Source organism: Spirosoma sp. KUDC1026, from assembly GCF_013375035.1.
In the GTDB taxonomy this organism is placed as follows: domain Bacteria; phylum Bacteroidota; class Bacteroidia; order Cytophagales; family Spirosomataceae; genus Spirosoma.
This window is the reverse complement of record NZ_CP056032.1, coordinates 5,661,851-5,675,103: the sequence shown is the minus strand read 5'-3', so window position 1 is coordinate 5,675,103 and position 13,253 is coordinate 5,661,851. Positions and strand designations below refer to the sequence as shown.

Here is a 13,253-nt window from a genome sequence, read left to right as displayed (position 1 = left end):
TTAGCTCCGCTGTTGCACGGGTAAACGACTCACTTACCGGAGCTTATACCGCAACGAGAAGAAAGCGCCGGTACTTATTAGGTTAAGTTTGTAATAACCAACGCCTTTCAGAGGTACTTTAAAAAAAGGCTCGATCTGCCACGATAAACGCTTACTGAAGGTTCGTTCGTATCCGGCTGATACATTCAGGTGGCTGAATCCATAGCCGCCGGTGCTCGTAGTCCACTGACGGGCTCTGTCATTAATCATTGGATCGACGGGATTCGCGTAGTTGTAGCTATAGTCCTCCCGTAGCATGATGTACGTAGTGACACCACTACTGACAAACCAGCGATTCTTGCGGCCATCCGGCCGGGGGCGAAGGGCAAAATCATAGCGTAGGTTAAGCGGAATGTCCAGCATGTTGCAACGCCCGTAGACACTTTCCGGCTGAACCAGCCAAGTATTGCTACTCCACTCGTAACGACCAGCGGGCGACTCGTAAACCTTTACGCTACGTAACACCCCCGCCTGAACCCGCCAGCGAGTGGCAAACTGATATTCGAGCAAAGCGCCGAAATTTGTACCCGGCCGCTGGAAGTCTTTCAGGCCAACGCTGCTTAGGTCCGGCGAAACCAGCAGCCGGACATTGAAACTCCTTTCCTGAACCGATGGAGTAACCATCGGTACGTCAACCACAGGTTGAGCGACTTCGTGTCGCGACAATGCATCTGCCGCTGGCCACCGGGCTTGCTTATTGGCTAAAGTATCCAGACCCGGTAACGCAACGGGCAAAGCCGTTTCCGGCACCAGTTGATCTGGATTCAGACTACCATCATTCGGCCGTGACGCCACCGGATTCTGATAAACAGGCGGTGGGACATTGCGCTGAACAAAAGTTGCCGCACTAGCTCCTCGATGGGCAGTAGTGCTGGGTTTACGTGATTGTGACACCCCCACCCGACGATCTGTTGACGGGACAAACGGAGCAGACGTAGGAGCTGATGATGGAACAACCCTTGCCCTTACTACTTCTGAACGGCGGCTAGTTGGGACAGAAATTCGACTCTCGGTTATCTTTTTCGCTGTTTCGGTACGTGCTTCTGCCGGTCCTCCAGGAATTGCTGTGATTACTTCACCAACGCGCGTTGGTTCGTCCTGGACTGGGGCGGGTTGATCCGGCAAAAGCTGCTCATAAGGTGGCTTGACAGAATGGAAAATAGGCTCCCCATCTTGTTTTGCTACAGGAACCTCTATTGATGAACCCGCTGTCACATTGATGGCAGCCGCAGGTTTTGGCCAGCGGTTTTCATAAACGTACCAACTACCACCCGTTACCAGGAGCAGGACCAGAGCGGGCATACCCCAGCGTAGTAACTTACTCCAGAACAGTGTTTTATCACGATCATTAAGTTGCTGCTGCATCGCCTGCCAAGCGGCTGCATCGAACTCTGGCTCAAACTCTTCAGCCGACTTTCTGAAGAGTCCGTCCAATTGGTCATCGGTTAACTCTTGCATACTCGTCCTGATTGATTTGCTTCAATAATTGGCGCAAGTTTTCCCGAGCGCGGGCCAGATTTGATTTAGACGCGCCTACCGAAATGCCGAGTTGTCCGGCAATTTCTTCGTGCGTAAATCCATCCATAACATACAGGTTAAAAACCAGCCGATAGGCTGGTGATAGTCGCTGAATCAACATCAGCAGGTCTTCGTGAGCCAGTTGGCTGTACGCATCGACAGCATCCGGTGCGCTAAGCTGCTCGGCCTGCTCAAGGTTGTCCTGGTTGTGGTGACGCACTTCCTGCCGGTAATGATCAACGGCCGAGTTGATCATGATCCGCCGGAGCCAGCCTTTGAACGGTTGAGCGGAGTCATACTGATCCAGGCGGGTAAATACTTTCAGGAAACCGTCGTTCAGAACCTCCAGTGCACTGTCGCGGGTAGGGGCATAACGCAGACAAACGCTCATGGCATACCCGTAAAACTGCTTGTATAGCAGCTCCTGACTCTGCCGCTGGTTGCGCAGGCAACCGGCCAGCAGGTCGGGTAGGGGAGGCATGTGGGGTACGTTCGCCATCGTTACGACTTAAGTCAACTTAGTTAGCTGGTGCGTCTGCTGTGGTTTTATAAACAACCGGCCAGACGCCGGGTCTTGGTACGCTTACTCCCTTCGTGCTTCCCCGCTTGAATTGATCATTACCGAAATAATAAAGCGGCCAGCCCTTATACGTAAGCTGCGTGCGACCAAAGACCGAAGTCGTACTGAAATCAGCTTTGCTCAGCGCCGACGGAATCTCACCAACCGAGCTTTCAAATAAGGGCCAGACAGGGTTGTTGCTCAGATCAGCTTTGGTATAATTGTTTTTGTTCTTCTTATCGTTGGCGAAGGCGTAGAGGGTAGTCCCGAGGCTGTCTGTTAAAAACAGCGAATTACCTGTTCCTTCTTTTGTGTCACTCGTGTAGTTCTTGCCATCCTGACCAACAAGTTGTCCCGAACCAATCAGGACGGTGTAATTGGGCTTCGCTACGTACCACACGTTGCCGATGTTCTCCCCGGCTACGTCGCCCGCCTTCGTATCATTTTTGTAGTAATACAGTGGCCAGCCTTTATAAGCGGTCTGCTTGTCACCGTCCGCCCGGGTGATGGTGGTAAAATCTGCGGCTTTGAGATTACCACCTAACATCGGCGTTTCCTGGTAAAAAATAGGCCAGGTTTCGCGGCAGGTTCCCGTGCAATTCGCATTGCCGTTCGCGTCGGGAGCAAAGAAGTAAAGTGTTCGACCGGATTCTGCTGTCAGGACATTACCTAGCGACGTACTACCAATAGCCAGATCCGGTGCCGGCGTTGTATCGCTCTGACGGCAGGAAACGATCAGTACAGTAAGCGCAGTAACCACTACCATCAGGCGAGCGGATTTGATGAATGAATACATTGTGTCAACTGTGTTTAAGATGAAAAACTGAACAGTTGAACCGGTTCATTCGCCAATACGGAGGATTCCCGAATCGGGTTGCGTTGCCAGAAAAAAAATGTGAAACTAACTAATACCCCCAGGCCAGCAGACCGCCATCGGCCGCAAGCGTCTGACCCGTTACGTAGCTCGACGCGGGCATACTGAGGAACGAAACGATAGACGCGATTTCTTCGGGATCACCCACCCGTTTCATGGGAGTACGGGCCAGTATACCCGCCATTTTTTCGGGATTGTTGAGGACGGCGGCTGCCAGTGGGGTTCTGATGTACCAGGGCGCCACAGCATTTACCCGAATGTTATCGGCAGCCCACTCAACAGCCAGGTTGCGCGTTAGTTGGAGAAGCGCGGCTTTTGTCATGCCATACAGCGAACCGCTGCTGGTATGCGTAAGGGCAGATACCGACGACACCATTATGATCTTACCGTTGCCGGATGTTTTTAGTAGTTGATAAGCCGCCTGACACAGTTCGTAAACCGACCGCATGTTGGTCGTAACGACATGGTCGTACTCAACAGGACTATACTCGATGGTGGGTTTTCGGATGTTGGTACCAACGTTATTAACCAGAATATCCAGACGATCCCATTCCTGACTTACGGCCTGTATGATCTGGCTGGCGGTTCCTGGCTGGCTCAGGTCAGCCGCCAGACCGAACACGGTGTGTCCCTGCTGGCGGTACGTCGTAAGTTGCTCTTGCAGGAGGTCATTATCACGAGCCACAATAAATACGGAAGCCCCAAAATCCAGAAACTGTTGAACGATTGCTTCACCGATTCCTTTTGTGCCACCCGTGACTAGGGCGCGTTGCCCCGCCAATGACCATAATCCCTGTTTCATCTGCCCCCTGTACCGGGATTTACCCGGTCGATTTATCAATACGTTTTAAAAGCAAACCTAGCACGTCTATCTTTGTAATCCTCACGATGGGCAATATTTTACCGCCCTCCTGATAAACCTGGGGGCATTGGCTCCATCATTTCCATGAAGAAACAAAGGTTAGTCAGATCCGTACCAGCATTACTAATGTTGTGTTTGACGGGCTGCCGAGTAACCGAACCCGAAGTGCTGCCTTACGAATCGGGTGCTTACGTCGTTAACACGGGCAGTGCTAACAACGGGTCTATTACGTTTATCCCCCGGGCGGGGGGGGCTTTTGAATTCGATGTATTTAACGCCGTCAATGCCAGAACGCTGGGTGGATCGGTACAGGACTATGCCGAGATCAACGGAAAAGGCGTAATCCTGGTTGACAACAGTACCGCCGGACAGGACAAAGTCGAGATTGTCAGCGTGGGTACCTTTGCTCAGCTGGCATCGCTTTCCGCTCCCGATGTAGAGAATCCTCGATTTGTTGGGGCCGCCGGTCCAAATAAAGCATACATCACCTGCCGGGGTACTGACAGCAACGCGGCTTCCTACGTACTGGTCGTTGATCTGGCGGCCCGAGCCGTAACAAAAAAAATTCCGGTAGCTGCCGGTGCCGAGCGCGTTGTGGCCGCCGACTACGAAGCGTTTGTTGGCAACGTGCAGGGAGGAGCTTCACTGACGGTAATTGATACTGAAAAAGATCTAGTAAAAGAGCCTGGAATTGTAGTGGGCACCAACGTAAACCCCATTGCCGTTGATGCCAATGGTAAATTATGGGCATACGTACTATCGACCCGGGAGATGGTCCGTATCAACCCAAGTAGTAAGACGATAGAAACCCGGTTTGTGGTGGGCACAGGCAATCAGAACCCCGTTTCAATCTCGCTGAGCGCCGATAAGCAAACGTTTTACGTCGTGAACGCTTATTTTGATCCGTTAGTGAACCGACTAAGAGGAGCGACATACCGGGTCCTGGTAACTGATACGAGTTTACCGCCTGTTCCCTTCATTTCGCGCGTGTTTTCAAGTATAGGAACCGACCCAAGAACGGGGGTGATCTATGGCGGGATTGCGGCACCGGCTGGACAGTTCGGCTATGTGTTACGGTACCAGCCGGGCGGAGCTCTAATCGACTCCACTGTGACGGCGGGAACGGCAACGAAGTTTGTTTTCCGGGATTGATGATACGCAGCATAAACAACAGGAAAGCCCACTGAATCAGAAATCAGTGGGCTTTCCTGTATATACCTGTCTGAAAATTATTCCTGCTCGAGCAGGAATGCCTTGATAAACGGATCAATGTCTCCGTCCAGCACAGCTTCAGTATTGGATGTCTGATAACCAGTGCGGTGATCCTTTACCCGACGGTCGTCCAGTACGTATGAGCGTATCTGCGATCCCCATTCGATTTTTTGCTTGCCCGCTTCCACTTCGGCGCGGGCCGCGTTCCGTTTTTGCACTTCGATCTCGTAAAGCTTCGATTTCAGTAAACGCATGGCCACCTCTTTGTTCTGGAGCTGGCTCCGTTCCTGCTGGCATTCGATAATCAGTCCCGAGGGTTTGTGGCGAAGGCGAACGGCAGTTTCTACTTTGTTTACATTCTGGCCGCCAGCTCCCCCCGAACGGAACGTATCCCAGTCAATATCGGCTGGATTGACGTCGATTTCGATCGTATCATCGACCAGCGGGTAGGCAAAAACAGAGGCAAATGACGTATGGCGCCGGGCGTTCGAATCGAATGGTGAGATGCGTACCAACCGGTGCACACCGTTCTCAGACTTCAGAAAACCATATGCCAGCGCCCCGTCGACTTCAATCGTCGCCGATTTAATACCGGCCGTATCGCCTTCCTGGTAATCGACCTGCTTCAAGTTATAGCCGTGCTTTTCAGCCCAGCGCATATACATCCGGTACAGCATGTCGGCCCAGTCCTGGCTTTCGGTACCACCAGCACCCGCGTTGATTTCCAGAACGGCACTTAGCTGGTCTTCCTCGTTACCAAGCATTTTCTTGAGTTCCAGTTCCTCGAGCGTTGAGTTGACTTTTTCGCCTTCGGCATCAACTTCGTCTTCGCTCACATCCCCCGCTTCATAAAACTCGAATAGCGTTTCCAGATCGCCAAACTGACTGTTCAGACGCTCGTAGCCCGTCGTCCAGCTTTTTAGACCCCGCACCTGTTTCATTACGCCTTCGGCGCGGGCCGCATCGGTCCAGAACTCCGGCTGGAACGTCTGCTGTTCAAGTTCGGCTAGCTGCGTTTTCTTGTTGTCGTAGTCAAAGATACCCCCTTAGAGCCTCTACTCTGGCCCTCAAGTCGGTCAACTGATCAGTTGTCATGAACTTGTCGTTTGTTAAAATTTAGACTTGGCAAAGATAGAACAAAAGAAGGTCCTTAATGGGTTTGGCTCCGGTATCAACTTTTCCGCCTACCTTTGCGTTCTGTTTTTGAGGGTAGTACACCTGTTTAATCCATATTAGTCAAAAGAGAATAATGGCTGCACAATACGACGTCATCGTTGTGGGTAGCGGGCCTGGCGGTTACGTAGCCGCCATTCGGGCATCGCAATTAGGGTTAAAAACGGCCGTTATCGAGCGCGAAAGCCTCGGCGGTATCTGTCTGAACTGGGGATGCATCCCCACCAAAGCGCTGCTGAAGTCAGCGCAGGTTTTTGAATATATCAAACACTCTGCCGATTACGGAATCACCGTTCAGGGTGAATCAACGGCTGATTTCGGTGCCGTGATCAAACGGAGCCGGGGCGTTGCCGATAGCATGAGCAAGGGCGTCCAGTTCCTGATGAAGAAAAATAAAATCGACGTTATCAGTGGCGTTGGTAAAGTTCAACCAGGTAAGAAAGTTGAAGTAACGGATAAAGATGGTAAAACGACGGTATACGAAGCCAAGCATATTATCGTTGCTACCGGTGGCCGGGCGCGTCAACTGCCAAACGTTCCCATCGACGGCGAAAAAGTCATTGAATACCGGAAGGCAATGACGCTGGAGAAAAAACCAGACACCATGCTGGTTATCGGTTCTGGCGCTATTGGTGTTGAGTTTGCTTACGTGTATGCTAGTATGGGCACGAAAGTAACGATCGTTGAGTTCCTGCCGAACGTAGTACCTGTTGAAGACGAAGATATCTCGAAAGAGCTGGCTAAGCAGTACAAGAAGTTAGGGGTCGATATCTTCACAAAATCCGAAGTAACGAAAGTCGATACCAGCGGTAATGGCTGCAAAGTGTTCGTGAAGACGCCGGACGGCGAGAAAACCTTTGACGTAGACGTAGTGCTGTCAGCGGCTGGCGTAGTTGCCAACGTTGAGAACATCGGTCTGGAAGAAGTAGGTATCGCCCTGGATCGCGGTAAAATCGTTACGGATGATTACTACCGGACCAACGTAGAAGGGTACTATGCGATTGGCGACGTAACGAAGGGGCAGGCACTGGCACACGTAGCCTCGGCCGAAGCCATTATTTGTGTCGAGAAAATCGCTGGTCAGCCGCACGTTGAACCGTTGAACTACAACAACATTCCCGGCTGTACGTACTGCACGCCCGAAATTGCGTCAGTAGGATACACTGAAAAAGCAGCTCGCGAAGCTGGTTACGAACTAAAAGTTGGTAAGTTTCCATTCACCGCATCGGGTAAGGCCAAAGCCGCTGGTACGCCAGAAGGTTTTGTAAAAGTTATTTTCGATGCGAAATATGGCGAGTTCCTCGGCGCTCACTTCATCGGTAACAACGTAACCGAAATGATTGCTGAGGTAGTAGCCGCTCGTAAACTGGAAACCACGGGCGAAGAAATTCTGAAAGCGGTTCACCCGCACCCAACCATGTCGGAAGCTATTAAAGACGCTACCGAAGCTGCCTACGGCGAGGCAATTCACCTGTAGGAGAACGATAGAATTGATAAGGCACCGTCAGAACAATATCACGTATATTGACTGACGGTGCTTTTTTTATGGAAGACTACGGGCATTGCTCTGATTTTGCCGCTTGTTTCTTGATAATCAAAACTTTCTTTCAGAAATATTTTTTGAAAGCAGAAATAAATTTCTATTTTTGCACTCCCAAACTCGCAACGACGGGTAACGACATACGAGGGTGAAGGTCCGCTGCGGTCAATACGATCCGGTAGAAACCACATCTGACTTTTGGGCAAACAAACCTTGCTAAGCTAGGTATTGTCTGCCCGTGATGAGTCAGGTGCAGCGCGTCTGACTTTTTTTGTGTCTTTTGGGCCTTGATTGTGAAGCAGATATAGGATTCGTCTGATAATCTGTCTACCTTTGCGGCCCGAATACCCGGAAGGACCGGGTGCGGGAATGTACCTATTTTTTACCTGCTTACTTTAAACAAACACAAATGTCTGGTTTAATTGGCAAGAAAATCGGGATGACCAGCGTGTACAATGCGGACGGGCAGGCTCTGGCATGTACAGTGATTGAAACGGGTCCCTGTGTCGTAACTCAAGTCCGTAGCGTCGAGAAAGATGGCTACAAAGCTGTGCAGCTGGGTTATGGCGACAAAAAAGAAAAGCACAGCAACAAGCCGGAGCTGGGTCACTTTAAGAAAGCTGGCACCACGCCCAAGCGCAAACTGGTTGAATTCAAAGAATTCGAACAGGAACTGAACCTTGGCGAAGTCCTCACGGTAGCCGATGTATTCTCCGAGCAGGAATTCGTTGACGTAGTCGGTACGGCTAAAGGTCGCGGTTTTCAGGGCGTTGTGAAACGTCATGGCTTCGGTGGGGTTGGCGGTCAAACGCACGGTCAGCACAACCGGGGTCGTCACCCAGGTTCGATCGGTGCCTGCTCGTTCCCATCGCGGGTATTCAAAGGTCTTCGTATGGCCGGCCGCATGGGCGGCAATCGCGTAACGGTTCAAAACCTGCGTGTGCTGCGTGTTCTGCCTGAGCAAAACCTGCTCGTTGTTAGCGGTTCGATTCCCGGCGCTAAAAATTCATACGTTATTATCGAGAAGTAAGCCATGGAAGTAATCGTATATAACAGCAAGGGAGAAGACACAGGCAAAAAGGTCACCCTTTCGGAGGAGGTTTTCGGCATCCAGCCAAACCAACACGCGATCTACCTCGACGTGAAACAATACCTGGCTAACCAACGTCAGGGTACGCACAAAGCGAAAGAACGTGCTGAAAATGCACACTCGACCCGCAAACTGAAGAAGCAAAAAGGAACCGGTGGTGCTCGGGCAGGTAGCTTGAAATCGCCAGTTTTCGTTGGTGGTGGTACGATCTTCGGACCTCGCCCCCGGGATTATAGCTTCAAACTGAATAAAAAAGTAAAAACGCTGGCTCGCCAGTCTGCTTTCGCCGTAAAAGCACAGGCTGAGAAAATCTCGGTTATCGATAGCCTGACGCTAGAAGCTCCTCGTACGAAAGATTATATCCAGTTCTTGAGCGCATTGAACGTAGGTGGTCGTAAGACGTTGCTAATTCTGCCCGAAATAGACACGAACGTAGTACTATCGAGCCGGAACGTACAGAAAACGAAAGTAACGACAGCGGCTCAGGTAAATACCTATGACCTGATGAATGCAGACCAACTGCTGATCAGTGAAGAAGCGCTGTCAACCATTCAAACGTTGTTCGACAAATAAGATCATGAGCGTACTGAAACGACCAATCGTCACTGAAAAGATGACGGGCCTTAACAAGCAAGGGAAGTATGCTTTTGAGGTTGAACTAAAAGCCAACAAGCTCGAAATCGGCAAAGCCATCGAGAAAATGTACGGCGTTAACGTAGAAGCTGTACACACGATGCGTGTTTTCGGTAAGCGCCGGAGCAAGAACATCAACGGACGTGTTGTAACGGGGAAAACCCCAACCACCAAGAAAGCAATCATTACGGTTGCAGAAGGCGAAGTAATAGATATCTACGCTGACCTGTAAACCAGCATTGCACCAATAAATCAGTCATGGGAGTTAAAAAACTAAGACCAATAACGCCAGGTACCCGTTTTCGCGTGGCGCCTGACTTTGCGGAAATAACCACCTCCACGCCGGAAAAAAGCCTGCTGGAGCCCCTGAAGAGAACCGGCGGCCGGAACAGTGAAGGCCACCGCACTATGCGCTACATTGGTGGAGGTCATAAGAAGCATTACCGCATCATTGACTTCAAGCGCGATAAAGTCGGCCAGCCAGCCGAAGTTTTGACTGTAGAGTATGACCCAAACCGTTCGGCCCGCATTTCGCTGGTTCAATACGCTGACGGTGAAAAACGCTACATTATCGCCCCTCAAGGCATCACGGTAGGCCAAACCATCCAGTCGGGTGAGGGCGTAACGCCGGATGTCGGTAACGCAATGCCAATGTCGGCTATGCCGATTGGTACAATTATTCACAACATCGAGCTGACGCCTGGTAAAGGTGGTTCGATGGCCCGCTCGGCTGGTACATACGCACAGCTGGTTGGTCGTGAAGATAAATACGCTATCCTGCGTCTGCCATCAGGCGAAACCCGCCGGGTACTAAGCATCGGCATGGCAACGGTTGGTTCGGTATCGAACTCCGACCACATGAACGTTGTGCTTGGTAAGGCTGGCCGGAAACGCTGGTTAGGTCGTCGCCCCCGCGTTCGTGCTGTAGTTATGAACCCTGTTGATCACCCGATGGGTGGTGGTGAAGGCCGGGCATCCGGTGGTCACCCACGGTCACGGAATGGCCAGTTCGCGAAAGGTCAGAAGACCCGTAACAAGAACAAGGCTTCTGAAAGTATGATTATCAGCCGACGCAAAAAGTAATAGATAACAATGGCACGTTCACTTAAGAAAGGCCCATACATTGATTTTCGTCTGGATAACAAAGTACAGACGCAGAACGAATCGGGCAAAAAGTCGGTTATCAAAACCTGGTCGCGTCGCTCGATGATCTCTCCAGATTTTGTAGGCCACACCTTTGCTGTACACAACGGCAACAAATTCATACCTGTCTATGTAACCGAAAACATGGTCGGTCACAAACTGGGCGAATTCTCTCCAACGCGTAACTTCCGGGGACACACCGCGAAGAAAGACAAGGGCAAACGATAAATAAGCGCAGGGTGCAGGGCGTAGGGCCTGGGTGGTTTTACCCTTAGCTCCAAGCCCCAAGCCCCAGCCATGAAACTATGGAAGCAGTAGCAAAACTTAAAGATGTGCCCACGTCTCCCCGTAAGATGCGGTTGATCGCCGACCTTATTCGTGGTCAGCGTGTTAGCCGGGCGTTGGGTCTCCTGAAATATCAGCCACAGGCTGGTGCCGCAACTCTACAGAAAGTATTGTTGTCGGCCGTTGCCAACTGGCAGCAAAAGAACGAAGATGAGCGAATTGAAGACGCTGATTTGTACGTAAAAACGATCTTCGTTGATGGCGGTCCGATGCTGAAACGCCTGCGCCCTGCTCCCCAGGGTCGTGGTCACCGGATCCGGAAGCGGTCTAACCACATCACGATTGTTGTAGACAGTGCTGCCAAACCCGTACTGAGCCAGGCAGAAGCAGAAACTCCTGAAAACGAACAATAAAAAGAAATGGGACAAAAAATAAATCCAGTTGGCCTGCGACTTGGTATTGTTCGGGGCTGGGAATCGAGCTGGTACGGCGGTAAAGAGTTTTCGGAAAAACTCGTTGAAGACGAAAAAATCCGGAAATACGTAGCAGCCCGTATTCCAAAAGGCGCCATCGCCCGTGTTGTTATCGAACGCACGCTGAAACGTATTACGTTGACGATTCATACGGCTCGTCCAGGTATCGTTATCGGTAAAGGTGGTGGTGAAGTTGACAAGATCAAAGAAGAGCTGAAAAAGATCACGGGCAAAGATGTCCAGATCAACATTTTCGAGATCAAACGACCCGAAATCGACGCTAAACTGGTTGGTGAAGCAATTGCTCAGCAACTACAGGCTCGGATCTCGTTCCGTCGTGCAATGAAGCAAGCTATTCAGTCGGCCATGCGCGTTGGTGCCCAAGGCATCAAAGTGAAAGTATCAGGCCGGTTAGGTGGTGCTGAAATTGCTCGCTCGGAGCAATACAAAGAAGGTCGTGTTCCTCTGCACACCCTGCGGGCTGACATCGATTACGCTATCTCTGAAGCACAGACCGTTTATGGTAAAATCGGCATCAAGGTGTGGATTTTCAAGGGTGAAGTGTACGGTAAGCGTGATCTGTCTCCAGCAGCAATGATGAGCCAGGCACAAGCCGGCGAACGTAGCGCTGGCGCTAACGATCGTGGCGACCGTCGTGGCCCACGTGGCGATCGCGATGGCAACGACCGTGGTGGTCGGAACCGTAACGAACGCGGTAATGATCGTGGCGGAAACCGTGGTGGTCAGGGCGGTGGAAACCGTGGCGGCCAGGGCGGTGGAAACCGTGGTGGTGGACAAAGACGATAATCTTAACGGCTAAAAGCCCTATATAGTAAGCAAAGGCCATGTTACAGCCAAAAAGAACTAAATTCCGCAAACAGCAGAAAGGCCGGATTCCTGGTATTGCATCACGCGGCCATGAGATTGCCTTCGGTACCTTCGGTATCAAATCGCTGGAGCCGGGTCGGATTACGGCCCGTCAGATTGAAGCAGCCCGGATTTCGGTAACCCGCGCAATGAAACGGGAAGGTCAGGTCTGGATTCGTATTTTCCCAGACAAGCCGATCACGAAGAAGCCGGCTGAAGTACGGATGGGTAAAGGTAAAGGTGCCCCAGAATACTGGGTAGCCGTCGTAAAGCCCGGCACGATTATGTTCGAAGCAACGGGTGTTGATTTAGCAACGGGTCAGGAAGCCCTACGTTTAGCGGCTCAGAAATTACCAGTTCGGACCAAGTTTGTGGTTCGTCGTGATTACCAAGAGCAAGGCGCGTAATCCCCCAAGCAACGAGCAAGATGAAAAAAGAAGATTTGAAAGGACTGTCAGCCGACGAGATTCGTACTGAAATTGGTGCTGAACAGGATCGTCTGTTAAAATTGAAGTTTGCGCATGCTGTCTCTCCAATTGAGAACCCGATGCGCATTCGCGAGAGCCGTAAACGGATTGCTCGCCTGAACACGGAACTGACGGCTAAATTAGCACAAGCCCAATAAGACACGACAATGGAAGAGCAACAAGCACCGCAGGCGGAACCTACACCGGTAGTAGCCACTGAGCAGCCGCAAACCACGAGCGTTGCCGCAACCGAAGCAGCTGCTTCAGAGCGTAACGCCCGGAAGGAGCGGATTGGACGGGTGACCAGCAATAAAATGCAGAAAACTATCACCGTTGCCATCGAACGCAAGGTGAAACACCCACTGTACGGCAAGTTTCAACACAAAACGAAGAAACTGACCGCACATGACGAGCAAAACGAGTGCGGTATCGGCGATATGGTTCGCATCATGGAAACCCGCCCGTTGAGTAAAAACAAACGTTGGAGATTAGTCGAAATCATCGAAAAGGCGAAGTAA

17 protein-coding genes are annotated in these 13,253 nt (G+C 51.2%); 12 read left to right on the top strand and 5 right to left on the bottom strand.

From position 1 onward, the window contains the following. Positions 1-33: 33 nt before the first annotated feature. The 4 genes from HU175_RS23985 to HU175_RS23970 all read right to left on the bottom strand — a co-directional run bounded on the left by HU175_RS23985 (position 34) and on the right by HU175_RS23970 (position 3,792). Positions 34-1,497, bottom strand: coding sequence for a hypothetical protein (locus HU175_RS23985; RefSeq protein ID WP_176568975.1), 1,464 nt, complete (start codon positions 1,495-1,497; stop codon positions 34-36). Continuing rightward, positions 1,478-2,056, bottom strand: coding sequence for an RNA polymerase sigma factor (locus HU175_RS23980; RefSeq protein WP_176568974.1), 579 nt, complete (start codon positions 2,054-2,056; stop codon positions 1,478-1,480). The genes HU175_RS23985 and HU175_RS23980 overlap by 20 nt, the downstream gene beginning before the upstream one ends. Positions 2,057-2,075: 19 nt before the next feature. After that, positions 2,076-2,912 carry a hypothetical protein gene (locus HU175_RS23975; protein ID WP_176568973.1) on the bottom strand — a complete coding sequence of 279 codons (837 nt, stop codon included), beginning with the start codon at positions 2,910-2,912 and terminating at the stop codon, positions 2,076-2,078. Between the two features lie 109 nt (positions 2,913-3,021). After that, complete coding sequence (locus HU175_RS23970; protein ID WP_176568972.1) at positions 3,022-3,792, bottom strand: SDR family oxidoreductase; 771 nt, start codon at positions 3,790-3,792, stop codon at positions 3,022-3,024. Positions 3,793-3,987: 195 nt separating this feature from the next. On the opposite strand from HU175_RS23970, the gene HU175_RS23965 reads away from it, so the two are divergent. After that, positions 3,988-5,004: a YncE family protein gene (locus tag HU175_RS23965; RefSeq protein ID WP_176568971.1), complete on the top strand. Its 1,017-nt coding sequence runs from the start codon at positions 3,988-3,990 to the stop codon at positions 5,002-5,004. A gap of 77 nt (positions 5,005-5,081) precedes the next feature. Here HU175_RS23965 and prfB read toward each other — a convergent pair. Continuing rightward, positions 5,082-6,159, bottom strand: a protein-coding gene (prfB, locus tag HU175_RS23960; RefSeq protein WP_176568970.1) for a peptide chain release factor 2 whose coding sequence is annotated in 2 segments (ribosomal slippage) — positions 5,082-6,098 and positions 6,100-6,159 — 1,077 coding nt in all. Because the reading frame shifts where the segments join, the coding sequence is not laid out codon by codon here. A 154-nt stretch (positions 6,160-6,313) separates the two neighbouring features. On the opposite strand from prfB, the gene lpdA reads away from it, so the two are divergent. From lpdA to rpsQ, 11 genes are all read left to right on the top strand, one after another. After that, positions 6,314-7,714, top strand: a complete 1,401-nt coding sequence (lpdA, locus tag HU175_RS23955) for a dihydrolipoyl dehydrogenase (protein ID WP_176568969.1) — start codon at positions 6,314-6,316, stop codon at positions 7,712-7,714. A 472-nt stretch (positions 7,715-8,186) separates the two neighbouring features. Then, positions 8,187-8,807, top strand: coding sequence for a 50S ribosomal protein L3 (gene rplC, locus HU175_RS23950; protein WP_176568968.1), 621 nt, complete (start codon positions 8,187-8,189; stop codon positions 8,805-8,807). Positions 8,808-8,810: 3 nt separating this feature from the next. Next, on the top strand, positions 8,811-9,440 hold the full coding sequence (gene rplD, locus HU175_RS23945) for a 50S ribosomal protein L4 (protein ID WP_176568967.1): 630 nt from the start codon (positions 8,811-8,813) through the stop codon (positions 9,438-9,440). Positions 9,441-9,444: 4 nt separating this feature from the next. Next, positions 9,445-9,732, top strand: coding sequence for a 50S ribosomal protein L23 (rplW, locus tag HU175_RS23940; RefSeq protein WP_176568966.1), 288 nt, complete (start codon positions 9,445-9,447; stop codon positions 9,730-9,732). A 26-nt stretch (positions 9,733-9,758) separates the two neighbouring features. Further along, positions 9,759-10,583, top strand: coding sequence for a 50S ribosomal protein L2 (rplB, locus tag HU175_RS23935; protein WP_176568965.1), 825 nt, complete (start codon positions 9,759-9,761; stop codon positions 10,581-10,583). A 9-nt stretch (positions 10,584-10,592) separates the two neighbouring features. Further along, complete coding sequence (gene rpsS, locus HU175_RS23930; RefSeq protein ID WP_176568964.1) at positions 10,593-10,871, top strand: 30S ribosomal protein S19; 279 nt, start codon at positions 10,593-10,595, stop codon at positions 10,869-10,871. Positions 10,872-10,948: 77 nt separating this feature from the next. Continuing rightward, entirely contained in the window at positions 10,949-11,341 is a 393-nt protein-coding gene (gene rplV, locus HU175_RS23925) for a 50S ribosomal protein L22 (RefSeq protein ID WP_176568963.1), read from the top strand. A gap of 6 nt (positions 11,342-11,347) precedes the next feature. Then, complete coding sequence (rpsC, locus tag HU175_RS23920) at positions 11,348-12,208, top strand: 30S ribosomal protein S3 (protein ID WP_176568962.1); 861 nt, start codon at positions 11,348-11,350, stop codon at positions 12,206-12,208. 38 nt (positions 12,209-12,246) lie between these two features. Further along, positions 12,247-12,675: a 50S ribosomal protein L16 gene (gene rplP / locus HU175_RS23915; RefSeq protein ID WP_176568961.1), complete on the top strand. Its 429-nt coding sequence runs from the start codon at positions 12,247-12,249 to the stop codon at positions 12,673-12,675. Positions 12,676-12,695: 20 nt separating this feature from the next. Further along, on the top strand, positions 12,696-12,893 hold the full coding sequence (gene rpmC / locus HU175_RS23910) for a 50S ribosomal protein L29 (RefSeq protein WP_176568960.1): 198 nt from the start codon (positions 12,696-12,698) through the stop codon (positions 12,891-12,893). A 156-nt stretch (positions 12,894-13,049) separates the two neighbouring features. Continuing rightward, positions 13,050-13,253 carry a 30S ribosomal protein S17 gene (gene rpsQ / locus HU175_RS24995; protein ID WP_255433140.1) on the top strand — a complete coding sequence of 68 codons (204 nt, stop codon included), beginning with the start codon at positions 13,050-13,052 and terminating at the stop codon, positions 13,251-13,253.